The sequence below is a fragment of the Bordetella flabilis genome (assembly GCF_001676725.1).
Lineage (GTDB): Bacteria > Pseudomonadota > Gammaproteobacteria > Burkholderiales > Burkholderiaceae_B > Bordetella_C > Bordetella_C flabilis.
On sequence record NZ_CP016172.1, the window covers coordinates 1,713,601 to 1,726,575 of the forward strand.

Annotated in this window: 11 protein-coding genes and 1 pseudogene; 8 read left to right on the plus strand and 4 right to left on the minus strand. The window is 64.9% G+C overall.

All coding sequences use genetic code 11. The annotated features are described in order from the left end of the window. Positions 1–80: 80 nt before the first annotated feature. From BAU07_RS07525 to BAU07_RS07535, 3 genes are all read right to left on the minus strand, one after another. Positions 81–515, minus strand: coding sequence for a winged helix-turn-helix transcriptional regulator (locus tag BAU07_RS07525; RefSeq protein WP_066655522.1), 435 nt, complete (start codon positions 513–515; stop codon positions 81–83). Between the two features lie 166 nt (positions 516–681). Then, complete coding sequence (locus BAU07_RS07530; protein ID WP_084025476.1) at positions 682–1,827, minus strand: PQQ-dependent sugar dehydrogenase; 1,146 nt, start codon at positions 1,825–1,827, stop codon at positions 682–684. A gap of 170 nt (positions 1,828–1,997) precedes the next feature. Further along, positions 1,998–3,038, minus strand: coding sequence for an Ldh family oxidoreductase (locus tag BAU07_RS07535; RefSeq protein ID WP_232338263.1), 1,041 nt, complete (start codon positions 3,036–3,038; stop codon positions 1,998–2,000). Between the two features lie 193 nt (positions 3,039–3,231). Between BAU07_RS07535 and BAU07_RS07540 the strand changes: the two genes are divergently transcribed. The 3 genes from BAU07_RS07540 (at position 3,232) to BAU07_RS07550 (ending at position 7,693) form a co-directional block, all read left to right on the plus strand. Next, positions 3,232–4,200 (plus strand): LysR family transcriptional regulator, encoded by a 969-nt coding sequence (locus BAU07_RS07540; RefSeq protein ID WP_066655525.1) that lies wholly within the window; start codon positions 3,232–3,234, stop codon positions 4,198–4,200. A 125-nt stretch (positions 4,201–4,325) separates the two neighbouring features. Next, entirely contained in the window at positions 4,326–5,828 is a 1,503-nt protein-coding gene (locus tag BAU07_RS07545; protein WP_066655528.1) for an ABC transporter substrate-binding protein, read from the plus strand. Between the two features lie 47 nt (positions 5,829–5,875). Further along, positions 5,876–7,693: a gamma-glutamyltransferase family protein gene (locus tag BAU07_RS07550; protein WP_198168884.1), complete on the plus strand. Its 1,818-nt coding sequence runs from the start codon at positions 5,876–5,878 to the stop codon at positions 7,691–7,693. Positions 7,694–7,795: 102 nt separating this feature from the next. On the opposite strand, the pseudogene BAU07_RS07555 reads toward BAU07_RS07550, so the two are convergent. Beyond that, positions 7,796–8,227, minus strand: a pseudogene (locus BAU07_RS07555) (PaaI family thioesterase); the annotation flags it as partial. A gap of 407 nt (positions 8,228–8,634) precedes the next feature. Between BAU07_RS07555 and BAU07_RS07560 the strand changes: the two are divergent. The 5 genes from BAU07_RS07560 (at position 8,635) to BAU07_RS07580 (ending at position 12,973) form a co-directional block, all read left to right on the plus strand. Beyond that, positions 8,635–9,789, plus strand: coding sequence for a porin (locus BAU07_RS07560; RefSeq protein WP_066655532.1), 1,155 nt, complete (start codon positions 8,635–8,637; stop codon positions 9,787–9,789). A 366-nt stretch (positions 9,790–10,155) separates the two neighbouring features. Next, complete coding sequence (locus BAU07_RS07565) at positions 10,156–10,515, plus strand: NADH-quinone oxidoreductase subunit A (protein WP_066655534.1); 360 nt, start codon at positions 10,156–10,158, stop codon at positions 10,513–10,515. Between the two features lie 40 nt (positions 10,516–10,555). Next, a complete protein-coding gene (locus tag BAU07_RS07570; RefSeq protein WP_066655536.1) occupies positions 10,556–11,035 on the plus strand; it encodes a NuoB/complex I 20 kDa subunit family protein in 480 nt (159 codons plus the stop codon). Between the two features lie 49 nt (positions 11,036–11,084). Continuing rightward, positions 11,085–11,714 carry an NADH-quinone oxidoreductase subunit C gene (locus BAU07_RS07575; protein WP_066655538.1) on the plus strand — a complete coding sequence of 210 codons (630 nt, stop codon included), beginning with the start codon at positions 11,085–11,087 and terminating at the stop codon, positions 11,712–11,714. Positions 11,715–11,716: 2 nt separating this feature from the next. After that, the gene (locus tag BAU07_RS07580) at positions 11,717–12,973 is read left to right on the plus strand and encodes an NADH-quinone oxidoreductase subunit D (protein ID WP_066655540.1); all 1,257 of its coding nucleotides are present in this window, start codon (positions 11,717–11,719) and stop codon (positions 12,971–12,973) included. Positions 12,974–12,975 lie beyond the last annotated feature (2 nt).

Here is a 12,975-nt window from a genome sequence, read left to right on the forward strand (position 1 = left end):
GAACGCATGAGCAAGCGCTGTACCCATCTGCCGGGGGGGACGCAGTGCGCACGGACCCACCGCGATGGGGAGCGGTGTCGTCAGTGCTTGGTGTGCGGGTCGGGCGGCTCGACGAAGCGGCCCAGGTCCGCTCGCCGCGGCGGCGGCTGCAGCAAGGCGCCGGCCATTGCGACGGCCGCATCGGCCGGCGCTTGGGGCGCCAGGGCATGCTGCTCGCCCCATTGCCGCAATGCCGAGATGACGGGAATCAGGTCACGCCCCTTGTCCGTCAGGACGTACTCCTGGTAGACGCTGCCGTCGGACGCCGGTGCGACGCCCAATATGTCGCGGTCCACCAGCAGCCTCAGGCGCGCGGTCAGGATGTTGCGGGGAATTCCCAGGCTCTTCTGGATGGCGTTGAAGCGCTTCAGGCCGTCAAAGGCGTCGCGCAGAATCAGCAAGGTCCACCAGTCGCCGATGCTGTCGAGCGCCCGTGCGACAGGGCAGGGTGATGCATGCAGGCACTTCCTTTTCATCGACTTCCTCCTTCCCGAGATTGTCGTGGTTGCGGCCATGGCCGCGGCGGATGCGCGATGTTGCGCCGCGCGCGGCGGCGTACTGCATGGCAATGCGCCCGCGTGAGGCGCTTGCCGACCAACGATGCCACGTACCGCCTGTCGCCAGGCGATGCGCCGTTCCATGTCAGCGCTTCGGCGTCAGGCGCAGCAGTCGTCCATTGCTGCTGTCCTCCAGTAGCCACAAGGCGCCGTCCGGTCCCGCTGCAACGTCGCGTATGCGGCTTCCCAGCTCCCACCGGTCCGCCTGCACTGCACCGCCCGCGCCATCGAAGCGGATGCGCACCAGGCCACCGGGCCGCAGCGCGCCGATGAAAGCGGATCCCTGCCATTCAGGAAACTGGGAACCGTTGTAGAACGCGAGACCGGCCGGCGCGATCACGGGAGTCCAATAAACCACTGGCGCCTCGAACTCCGGACGCGTGGTGTGGCGCGGAATGGGCGTGCCGTTGTAGTTGTCGCCGTTCGAGACGATGGGCCATCCGTAATTGCGGCCGGCAACCAGAAGGTTCAGTTCGTCGCCTCCGCGCGGTCCCATTTCATGCAGCCACAGCCGGCCATCGGGCGCGAAGGCCAGGCCATAGGGGTTGCGGTGCCCGGTCGTCCAGGTCTGCGCCCGCACGCCGCCCGCGCTGGCCCAGGGATTGTCCGCTGGCGTGCTGCCGTCCAGGTTCAAGCGCAGGACCTTGCCCAGCGCCAGCTCGGGGTCCTGCGCCGTGTCGGGGCGCATGCGGTCCCCGGAAGTCAGGAAAAGATGCTTGCCATCGGGCGCAAAGGCAATGATGCCGCCCGGCTGGCCCCCCAATCCCTGTGCCATCTGGCGCCACACGATCTGGAGGTCGCGCAGCGCGGGCGCGCTCGGTTCCTCGCTTAAGCGCGCCCGCGCGAGGACCATGCTGCTGCTGCCGCCCCCTCCAGGTTCCATATAGGTGAAATAGACGGTACGGTTGGCGGCGAATCCGGGCGCCGTGGCGATATCGAGCAGTCCGTTCTGCCCGCTGTAGCGCACTTCCGGTACGCCTTGCACCTGTCGCTTGCGGCCCTGACTGTCCACCAGATAGAGGCGGCCGGGCTTTTCCGTGACGAGCATGCGGCCGTCGGGCATGAACGCCAGGGCCCAGGGCGTGTCGAAGGTCGCCACGGGCGTGATGGTGAAGGGCCGATCCGCACGGGGTTTTTCCATGGCGGCATTGGTCTGCGCGCCGCCTGTTTGGGGCGCGAAGACCATGCAGAGGACGGCGATCACGGCGCCGGCGATACGAAAAAGCGGCATACGTCCAGACTTCCTGTGCGTCAGTGACAGCAAGCGGGCGGCCGCGGGATGGGCGTGGCCGCTCGTCCTTGTCCAGCTACAGCGAGTCACCCAGCGCGTATCGGCGGGGCTTGCAACGTCATATCGACGCGCGCGACGGAACGATCAGCCGGTGTCCGTATCGTGCCGCGTCAGGCACCCAGCGCCGGCACACCGACGCTTTGCGCCAGATTATCCAGCGTCGTACGCAGCTCGGGGTGCATCGGCACGCCCTTGGCTGCCCGTTCCTCGTACGTACGAGTCGACTGCTCGCCGGGCAGGCGGATTTCATCCCAGCCCGGCAATAGCGCGGATGATTTCATCTGCGCCCAGATGTCGTCCACCTGTTCTTCGAACTCCTGCAGCGGCATGAAGGCTTCCACGTCGATGGCGACCACGGTGTGGCCGGTGTTCGTCGTGCTGGCGTAGTCCTGGTTGAAATCCACCACGTCCTTGCCGAACGCCGCGCCGTTCAGGGTCCCAGCCAACAGGCCGAACATCATGGCCAGGCCATAGCCCTTGGCGCCGCCGATAGGCAACAGGAAGCCCTCGTTGGACCGCTTGGGATCGAGCAGGGGCTTGCCGTCGCGTCCGACCATCCAGCCTTCCGGCATCATTTCGCCGCGCTGGGCCTTGGCCTTCACCTTGCCGTAGGCGGCGTTGGTGGTAGCCATGTCCAGCACGATGGGCGGCCGTGTGCGCCCTGGCACCGCGATGGCGATGGGGTTCGTCGACAGCAACATGTCGGTGCCGCCCCACGGCGGCATGTGGTTGGCGCTGCCCACCGCCATATAGATGCCGATCATGCCATGCGCCAGCGGCATGCGGGCGTAGATGCCCGCGGGCCCGGCGTGGTTGCTCATGCGCGCGCCTACCCATGCCACTCCGGTGGTGCGCGCCTTCTGCACCGCCAGGTCGGCGGCCTTCTTCATGATCAGATGACCGATGCCGTTATCGCCGTCCAGCACCGCCGAGCCCGGCCTTTCCCGGGCGATACGGATATCCGGGTGCATATTCATCCCGCCGGCCCGGATGCGCCTGACGTAGGCGGGCAAGCGGAAGATGCCATGCGCATCTGCGCCGCGCGCATCCGCCTCGGCCATGATGGCGCCCACCACGTCGGCGTCGGCGGCCGGCATGCCGACCGCCGCGAGCACACGGGCGATGAAACCCTGGAGTTGGTCGACGGGCACGGACGGAATGGTCGGCGCGGTTGCGGGCGCTTGGGACATCGGCAGGGGAGGCGGGAGCGGCCCGCCATATCAGTTTGGACTGGACGGGCAGTATAAGAATCGCTTTCCCCGCAAGCCAATGCTGTTTTTTTTCTGATCCATAACAAACTGTTCTAGACTGTGCCGTGCGTTCTGGACCTCGCAAGGGCAGCGTATGGATCTCAAAAGCTTACGGTACTTCGTCGCCATCGCCGATACCGGCAGTTTCACGGCCGCCGCGGCCAAGGTACGGGTTGCGCAGCCGGCGCTCAGCCGGCACATGCGCGAGCTGGAAGGGGAATTGGGTGTTGCACTGTTGCGCCGGACAGCGCGCGGCGCCGTGCTGACACAGGAAGGCGCGGTGCTGTACGAATCGGCCCGGCGCATCCTGGCCGAGGCCGAACAGGTCAAGCACCAACTCATTGCCCAGGCCCAATTGGGACAGGCCACCATCACGGTGGGGGCGTCCCCCACCCTGAGCCGGGTGCTGCTGCCGGGCTTGTTCGAACGCTGCGACAGCAGCCTGGGCGGTTTCCGTATCGCGGTCCGGGAAGCCTTCACGCCGACGCTTTCCGATTGGGTGGAGCGCGGTCTGGTGGACGTCGCCTTCCTCACGAATCCGGACGGATCGCGCGATTACGCCCTGCATCACCTCTATACGGAGCCGTTCGCGCTTGTCACCGCGGCCCCCCGGCGTACCGAGCGCATCGTCCCGGTGCCGCAGTTGGCCGACATCCCGCTGCTCATGACCAGCTTCCATCGCAGCGTCGTACAGCGGCAATTGGACCTCGTCGGCGGACGCCTGAACGTCCATGCCGAAATCGACTCCGTCGACTCGATTCGTGAACTCGTCATGCAGGGCCGCTGGGCCACATTGATGCCGATATCGGTATTCAGCGACCAGCGGGCGGCCGGGACGGCCGTCGTATCCGAAATCAGCGGCGTGCAGCTGAACCGGCTTCTCATGCTTGCGGTGCGGCGGGACGGCGCGGGCAATCCCGGCATCGCCCTCTTCACGGACATCGTCAAGGCGCAATGCGCGCAACTGGTCACCAAGGGCGTCTTCAATCTTTCCGACACGATGGGCACCGCCCGCCGCGCCACCGGACGTCGCAGCGCGGGCGCGGGCGAGTCATCAGGGTAAACGTGAGCCAGCCGTTAAAGCGGACCCTTGATATATCAAGCTCCGATACAATTCGGCTCTTTGATCGGCCAGCGTGTCGCAGATGGCGGCCTGCACCGGCTGGAACCCCGAGATGGAGAAGCCTTATGCGTAAATTCTGTCTGGCCATGGCGATGGCCGGCATGCTCGCCAGCGGCGCTGCGATCGCCCAATCCACGCTGCGCATCGGTTTGCAGGACGACCCCGATGTGCTCGACCCGGCCCGCGCGCGCACATTCGTCGGGCGTATCGTCTTCGCTTCGCTTTGCGACAAACTGGTGGACATCACGCCGGACCTGAAGATCGTGCCCCAGCTCGCGGTGTCCTGGTCCACCAGCGCCGACGGCAAGACCTTGACCATGAAACTGCGCAAGGGGGCGGTCTACCACGACGGTACGCCCATCGACGCGGCGTCGGTCAAGGCGAACCTGGACCGGGCGCGTACGCTGCCCGACAGCAACCGCAAGAGCGAGCTCGTGACTCTGGCCAGCGTCGACGCGCCGGATGCGGAGACCGTGGTGTTGCATCTCACCGAGCCGGACGCCTCGCTGCTGTCGCAGTTGTCGGACCGCGCCGGCATGATGATCTCGCCGGCCTCCTTCGACAAGGATCCGGGCAGCAAGCCCGTGTGCTCCGGCCCGTACCGTTTCAAGGAACGGGTACAGAACGACCGCATCGTGCTGGAGAAGTTCGCCCAATACTGGGACGCCGCCGACTTTCACTTCGACCGGGTTGTCTTCACACCCATTCCCGATGCGACCGTGCGCGTGAACAACTTGCGCGCCGGCGACCTGAACATCATCGAGCGCGTCGCCCCTTCGGACGCCAAGGCCGTCAAGGAAGACCCGACGCTGCGGCTCGCGCCCGTCACGGGGTTGGGCTACCAGTCCTTCTCCGTCAACGTCGCCAATGGCGCCCGCGCCGACAACCCCTTGGGCAAGGACAAGCGGGTGCGCGAGGCGCTGGACCTGGCGATCGACCGCGACGCCATCAACGAAGTCGTGGGCGAAGGCATGTTCCAGCCGGCCTACCAGCCGTTTCCCCCGGCCAGCTTTGCCTATGACAAGCGCTTCGAACGCAAGGGACGCGATCCCAAGAAGGCGCGCGAACTGCTCAAGCAAGCCGGCTATGACCGCGTGAAGCTGGAGATCACCTTCGGCAACAACACCACCATGCAGCAGGTGTACGAATTGATCCAGGCCATGGGTTCGGAGGCCGGTTTCGATATCTCCCTGCGGCCGCTGGAATTCGCGGCCCTGCAGTCGGCACTGGCGCGCGGCGACTTCGAGGCCGGGCAGAGCGGTTGGTCGGGCCGCGTCGATCCCAGCGGCAATATCTATCAGTACATGGCCACCAAGGGCAGCCTGAACGACGGTAAATTCAGCAATGCCGAAGCCGACAAGCTGTTGAACGAGGCCCGCGGTGAAGCCGACCAGGCAAAGCGCAAGGTCCTGTACGGCAAGATCATGGACATCATGCATGCCGAAGACCCGATCATCTACCTCTTCTACCTGCCGTGGACCTTCGGCGTGCAGAAGAAGGTGCAGGGTTTCGTGCCTTACCCCGACGGCCTGATCCGCCTGAAGGGCGTCACCATGGCCGCGAAGTAGATAGCCGGATGGCGGTCCCGGCGCGCGCCGGCCGCCGGGAGACCGACATGACATTTACTACCCGCCCCGAAATACTGGGCACCTTCGGCGTCGTCACGTCGACGCATTGGCTGGCGACCGCCGCCGGCATGGCGATGCTGGAACGCGGTGGCAATGCCTTCGATGCCTGCGTGGCCACCGCCTTCGTGCTGCAGGTCGTCGAGCCGCATCTCGTGGGGCCGGCCGGCGAAGTGCCGATCGTGTTCCATTCAGCGGCGCGCAACAAGGTGGAGGTGCTGTGCGGGCAGGGCGTCACGCCGGCGGCGGCCACGCTGGAGCGCATGCGCGCCGAAGGCCTGGACCTGATCCCGGGCAATGGACTGCTGCCCGCGGTGGTGCCGGGCTCCTTCGACGCCTGGATGCTGTTGCTGCGCGATCACGGCACCATGCGCCTGCGCGATGTCCTTGAGCCCGCCATCTACTACGCCGAAAGTGGACATGCGCTGATGCCGCGCATTTCCAACACTATCGCCGGCCTCAAGGACTTCTTCCAGGCGCACTGGCCCACCACCGCCCAGCTTTACCTGCCCGGCGGCGCCGTGCCGCAGGCCCGTAAGCTGTTCCGCAACCCGCAGCTGGCGCAAACCTGGCAACGCGTGCTGCGCGAAGCCGAAGCGGCCGGGGCAGACCGACAGCGCCAGATCGAAGCCGCCCGCGACGCCTTCTACCGTGGCTTCGTCGCCGAGGCGGTGGACCGGTTCGTCCGCCATGCGGTCATGGACGAAAGCGGCACGCCGCACCGCGGCCTGATCACCGCCGACGACCTGGCAGGCTGGTCGGCCACCTATGAGGCGCCACGGGTCTACCAATATGGCGATTACACCGTCGCCAAGGCGGACGCCTGGAGCCAAGGGCCGGTCTTCCTGCAGACGCTCGCCTTGCTCAAGGGCGCCGACCTGGGCGCCGTGGGTCCGTCCAGTCCCGAATTCATCCATCGCCTGACAGAGGCGATGAAGCTGGCCTTCGCCGATCGCGAGGTCTACTACGGCGATCCGGCCTTCGTTGATGTACCGCTGGACCATCTCTTGTCCGACGGCTACAACGACGGGCGCCGTGCCTTGATCGGCGATCGCGCCTCGCACGAATTGCGTGCCGGCGTGGTGCCGGGCTACGAGGCGCAGCGCGCCCGCATGCTCGACGTGCTGCAACGGCTATCGCGCGTAACCGAGGTCGGAAGCGCCGGCAACGAACCGACCATGGCCGATATGCAGGCGTCGGCGGCCGCGGCTGGTTCGGTCAAGCGCGGCGACACCACCCATGTCGACGTGATAGATCGCTGGGGCAATATGGTCTCGGCCACGCCCTCCGGGGGCTGGTTCCAGTCATCGCCCGTCATCCCGGAACTCGGTTTCGGCCTGACGACGCGGGCGCAGATGTTCTGGCTGGAGCCCGGGCTGCCCGGGACGCTGGCGCCCCGGAAGCGGCCGCGCACCACGCTCACGCCTTCGCTCGCCTTGCGCGACGGCCGTCCCTATATGGTGTTCGGCACCCCCGGCGGCGACCAGCAGGAACAGTGGCAACTGCAGTTGTTCCTGCGCCATGTCCATCATGGCCTGAATCTGCAGGAGGCCATCGACCTGCCGATGTCCCATACGATGCACTTCCCCAGCTCCTTCTATCCGCGCGACCGCAAACCCGGCCACCTGGCCATGGAGGCGTCCTTTGGCAAGGATGTCCTCGACGCACTGGCGGCCCGCGGTCACCAGGTGGAGGAGGTCCCGGCGTGGTCGGTCGGCCGCCTGACGGCCGCTGCCCTGGACGAGGACGGCATCATGCACGCCGCCGCCACCCCACGGTTGATGCAGGCATACGCCGCCGGCCGCTAGGCCTGGGCCGCGGGGGGGCTGTCACCCCGCAGGCGTTCCCTGGGGCGCCAGATCGGCATCGCGATCGGGACCCGAAGCCGAACTCGCCAGCGGGCCGGCGTCCGCCGGCACCACCCACGTACTGACGATATGGGCCACAGGTTCCGCCGCGCCGCGCGGGGCCATATGGACCTCGCCCGCGCACAGCCGGCCGATCTTGAGCAGGCGCGCCTCGGCCACGATGTCGCCCGCCGGGCATTTGCGCAGGAAATTGATGGTCAGGCTCGCTGTGACGGCGTGCGTCTGGCCGGTCGCCCCCACGACAGCCGCGTACAGGGCCAGGTCGGCCAGTCCCATCAGCATGGGGCCGGCCACGATGCCGCCCAGCCTCTGATGCGACGCCCTGGCCGGCAGGACCGCCCGGGCCGTGCCGGCGCCGATCGCTTCCACTTCAATGCCGAGCACCGCCGCGAAAGGATGCTGGTCAGCCAGGAGGGACCGGAAATCTTCCAGGGACATCCGGCCTGGGGCGGACGGGGACGGGGCAGGGGGCATACCAGATCCTTCGAAGAGGGCCATGGGGCGCGGGCGATATCGGATTATCGGGCGTCACAGCGCCTGCCAGCCGATTTTTCCGAACGGCAGGGGCTTCCGAAGCCGTTGAACCTGCCGTCGGGGGGCAGTGGCAGAGACGCCGCACTGCCGTTGCCGGCCGTGTAGCGTCCCGATATCCTTGCGGCCGGGGTCGTTCCGGGTGACGCAAGGCGGGCAGCCGGTCCGACGCCATGTTGTATGGACCCAACACAGCCTTGGCCCAAAGCTGGGGTTTTGCGGCACGACCATAGCCAGTCCCCCGGATTTTTGATGCAATAGCGTCAACTTCCCTTCGCGGAGTTAGGGGGGCGGCAGGCTGGTTTGCTGGATTGCTGCTCTTGTCACTCAAATCAACGGAGATTTCTTAAATGAAAAAGACTCTGCTCGCTGCCGCCCTGCTCGCCGGTTTTGCCGGTGTTGCACAGGCAGAAACGTCCGTGACCCTGTACGGGATCCTGGACACCGGTATCGGCTACCAAAACGTGCGTGGCGCCGGCATCGACAAGCAGTCGAAATTCGGCATGGTGAACGGCGTCCAGAACGGTTCCCGTTGGGGTCTGCGCGGTTCGGAAGATCTGGGTGACGGTCTGCGCGCTGTGTTCACGATCGAGTCGGGCTTCAACTCCGGTAACGGCAACTCCGCTCAAGGCGGCCGCCTGTTCGGTCGTCAAGCCACCGTCGGTCTGGCCAGCAACTCCTGGGGTCAGCTGGACTTCGGCCGTCAGACCAACGTCGCGTCCAAGTTCTTCGGTTCGATCGACCCGTTCGCTGAAGGCTTCGGTCTGGCCAACATCGGTACGTCGTTCAGCTCGTCCAACACGACGCGCTACGACAACATGGTCCTGTATCAAACCCCCGTGTTCGGCGGTTTCCAGGCTGGCGTGGGCTACTCGTTCAACATCGACGACACCGACACGGCTGACACCGGTTTCCGTACCAACGAAAACCAGCGCGCCATCACCACCGGCCTGCGTTATGTCAACGGTCCTCTGAACCTGGCTGCTGCGTATGACCAGGTCAACCGTCCGGCTGACGCGATCGACAGCCTGGCTACCGGTACGGGCGACCGCATCCGCGCCTGGTTGGTTGGCGGTGCCTACGACTTCGAAGTGGTCAAGGTCTCGGCTGCTTACGGTCAAACCAAGGGCGGCTGGATCCAAGCGACCAGCCTGACCGGCCTGTTCACCAGCGGTGGCAGCCCCGTCGGCGGCATCCTGCCGAGCAACAGCTACAGCGACGACTTCAAGACGAAGCAGTGGCTGCTGGGTCTGAGCGCTCCCATCGGCGGCGCGACCAGCGTGTTCGGTTCCTGGCAGCGTGTGAACGTGTCGGACGGCAGCCTGTACACGGCCGGCACCTTCGCTGGCGCGGACAGCAACCAGAACGTGTACTCCCTGGGCGTGACGTACGATCTGTCGAAGCGCACCAACCTGTACGCTCTGGGTTCCTACGCGAACAACTACGGTTTCGTGGACGATCTGAAGAGCACCCTGGTTGCGGTCGGTATCCGTCACCGCTTCTAAGCAACAAAGGCGCGGGGCGACTTGTCGCTCCGTGTCGAACGCATCTCGCTGCTCGGTTCCGTTCCGGATGGCGTAAGCGTATCGAATGCGCGGATCTTGCATCTGTCGCGTTTGTTCAGCCACCCTCCGGGGTGGCTTTTTGTTTTCTGTGCGGCTTTTTGGTATTGTGTCTTCCTTGCGGCGATACGGTACCTCTATGCGCCGCCATTTCCGTACGGACGCCGTTGCAAGAGCACGTCCGCCCGCGATGTGAAAGCGGGGCCCCAGCACGATCCTGGGCCCTGTCCTTCAGCTACAGAGTTCAGCGGGAAGTAACGACGCGAATGCTACAATCCTAAGGTTTGTGCATTAGACGGACGCGCTCGAATGAACCTGCAACAGTATTTCCCCGTTCTGCTATTCATCGTAGTAGCGACGCTGATCGGTTTCGCGCTGATCACGGCAGGCTCGCTGCTTGGACCCCGGCGTCCCTACGCAGAAAAACTCTCCCCCTATGAGTGCGGTTTCGATGCTTTCGAAGACGCCCGCATGAAGTTCGACGTGCGTTACTACCTCGTCGCCATCCTTTTCATCCTCTTCGACCTCGAGATCGCATTCCTGTTTCCATGGGCCATCGCCCATGGCGCCGTTGGCTTGGTTGGCTTCTGGACCGTGATGGTTTTCCTCGCGGTTCTGACGGTGGGTTTTATCTACGAATGGAAGAAGGGCGCGCTCGATTGGGAATGACGGCCGACCGCCGTACCCGATCACGCTACCAGGAAGCACTATGGCTATTGAAGAAGGCATCCACAAGCAAGGCTTCATCACGACCAGCGCCGACAAGTTCATCAACTGGGCCAAGACTGGTTCCATGTGGCCGATGACGTTCGGGCTGGCCTGTTGTGCCGTGGAAATGATGCACGCCGGCGCGGCGCGCTATGACCTCGATCAGTTCGGCATCATTTTCCGTCCCAGTCCCCGGCAATCCGACCTGATGATCGTCGCTGGCACCCTCTGCAACAAGATGGCGCCGGCGCTGCGCAAGGTCTACGACCAAATGCCGGAACCGCGCTGGGTCGTTTCGATGGGGTCATGCGCCAATGGCGGCGGCTACTACCACTACTCGTATTCGGTGGTGCGCGGCTGCGACCGCATCGTGCCCGTGGACATCTATGTGCCCGGCTGTCCGCCCACCGCCGAGGCGCTGGTCTATGGCCTGCTGCAGATGCAGAACAAGATTCGCCTGACCAACACCATCGCGCGATGAGCGGGCGCATGCCCGTGCGTCGCCAATCCGGCTTACCTAATCGTTGAAGATGATGACCAGGCTCGAAACCCTGAAAACCAATCTGCACGCCGCATTTGGCGAAACGCTGGCCCTGACGGAGACCTTGGGTGAAATCACCCTGGAGGTTCCGGCGGCGCAATGGGTGTCGACGTGCAATCGCCTGCGTACCGACCCGGCGCTGCAGTTCGAAACCTGTGTGGACCTGTGCGGGGTCGATTACCTGACCTGGGGTAACGGCTCGCGCCCGCAGTCGGATGATCGCGTCACCGGGCGTGGCCAGCGCGGGCGTTATGCCGTGGTGGTGCACCTGCTGTCCATCGAACACAACTGGCGCTTGCGAGTGCGCGCCTGGACCGCGGACGACGACTTCCCCATGATCGCCTCGTTGATGGATTGCTGGCCGTCGGTAGGCTGGTACGAGCGGGAAGCGTTCGACCTGTTCGGCATCATCTTCGAAGGGCACCCGGACCTGCGGCGCATCCTGACGGACTATGGCTTCATCGGCCATCCGTTCCGCAAGGATTTCCCGCTGTCGGGCAATGTGGAAATGCGTTACGACCCCGAGCAGGGTCGGGTCATCTACCAGCCGGTCACCATTGATCCGCGTGAAATCACGCCGCGCGTCGTGCGCGAAGATTCCTATGGAGCCGGTCGCTGATCATGGCTGAAATCAAGAACTACACCCTGAACTTCGGTCCCCAGCATCCCGCCGCGCACGGCGTGTTGCGCCTGGTGCTGGAACTGGACGGCGAAGTCATCCAGCGCGCCGATCCCCACATCGGCCTGCTGCATCGCGCCACGGAAAAGCTGGCCGAACACAAGACCTATATCCAGGCGCTGCCCTACATGGACCGCCTGGACTACGTGTCCATGATGTGCAACGAGCACGCCTATGTCATGGCCATCGAAAAGCTCCTGGGTATCGAGCCACCGCTACGCGCCCAGTACATCCGCGTCATGTTCGACGAGATCACGCGGATCCTGAATCACTTGATGTCGCTCGGTTCGCATGCGCTGGACGTGGGCGCCATGGCGGTCTTCCTGTACGCCTTCCGCGAACGCGAGGACCTGATGGACTGCTACGAAGCGGTATCCGGCGCGCGCATGCACGCCGCCTACTATCGTCCCGGCGGGGTCTATCGGGATCTGCCGGACGCCATGCCCCAGTATGGCGAGCGCAGCAAATACCGCGGCGAAAAGGAACTGCGCGTGATGAACGACGCGCGTTCGGGCTCGCTGCTGGATTTCATCGAGGACTTCACCAACCGCTTTCCGGGCTGTGTGGACGAATACGAGACCCTGCTGACCGACAACCGCATCTGGAAGCAACGGCTGGTCGGTGTGGGCGTGGTCGGCCCCGAACGGGCAAAGGCCCTGGGCTTCACCGGTCCGATGCTGCGTGGATCGGGCGTGGCATGGGACCTGCGCAAGACGCAACCCTACGAGGTCTACGACCTGGTCGATTTCGACGTGCCGGTGGGCGTGAACGGCGATTGCTACGACCGTTACCTGGTGCGGGTGGCCGAGATGCGCGAAAGCAATCGCATCATCCGCCAATGCATCGAATGGCTGCGCAATAATCCGGGCCCGGTGATGATCGACAACCACAAGGTTGCGCCGCCGAAGCGCGCCGCCATGAAAAGCAATATGGAAGAGCTGATCCACCATTTCAAGCTCTTCACGGAAGGCTTCCATGTGCCGCCCGGCGAGGCCTATGCGTCCATCGAGCATCCGAAAGGCGAGTTCGGCATATACCTCGTGTCCGACGGCGCCAACAAGCCGTACCGGCTGAAGATCCGTGCGCCCGGGTTCGCGCATCTGCAGTCGCTGGACGAAATGAGCCGCGGCCACATGATCGCCGACGCCGTGACCATCATCGGTACGCAAGACATCGTGTTCGGCGAGATCGACCGCTAGGA

Excerpts from the sequence above, each read along its gene's own strand:
- BAU07_RS07550 (WP_198168884.1), top strand. The coding sequence starts at position 5,876 with ATGACATTTACTACCCGCCCCGAAATACTGGGCACCTTCGGCGTCGTC.
- BAU07_RS07565 (WP_066655534.1), top strand. The coding sequence starts at position 10,156 with ATGAACCTGCAACAGTATTTCCCCGTTCTGCTATTCATCGTAGTAGCG.
- BAU07_RS07575 (WP_066655538.1), top strand. The coding sequence starts at position 11,085 with ATGATGACCAGGCTCGAAACCCTGAAAACCAATCTGCACGCCGCATTT.
- BAU07_RS07560 (WP_066655532.1), top strand. The coding sequence starts at position 8,635 with ATGAAAAAGACTCTGCTCGCTGCCGCCCTGCTCGCCGGTTTTGCCGGT.
- BAU07_RS07545 (WP_066655528.1), top strand. The coding sequence starts at position 4,326 with ATGCGTAAATTCTGTCTGGCCATGGCGATGGCCGGCATGCTCGCCAGC.
- BAU07_RS07580 (WP_066655540.1), top strand. The coding sequence starts at position 11,717 with ATGGCTGAAATCAAGAACTACACCCTGAACTTCGGTCCCCAGCATCCC.
- BAU07_RS07570 (WP_066655536.1), top strand. The coding sequence starts at position 10,556 with ATGGCTATTGAAGAAGGCATCCACAAGCAAGGCTTCATCACGACCAGC.
- BAU07_RS07540 (WP_066655525.1), top strand. The coding sequence starts at position 3,232 with ATGGATCTCAAAAGCTTACGGTACTTCGTCGCCATCGCCGATACCGGC.
- BAU07_RS07530 (WP_084025476.1), bottom strand. The coding sequence starts at position 1,827 with ATGCCGCTTTTTCGTATCGCCGGCGCCGTGATCGCCGTCCTCTGCATG.
- BAU07_RS07525 (WP_066655522.1), bottom strand. The coding sequence starts at position 515 with ATGAAAAGGAAGTGCCTGCATGCATCACCCTGCCCTGTCGCACGGGCG.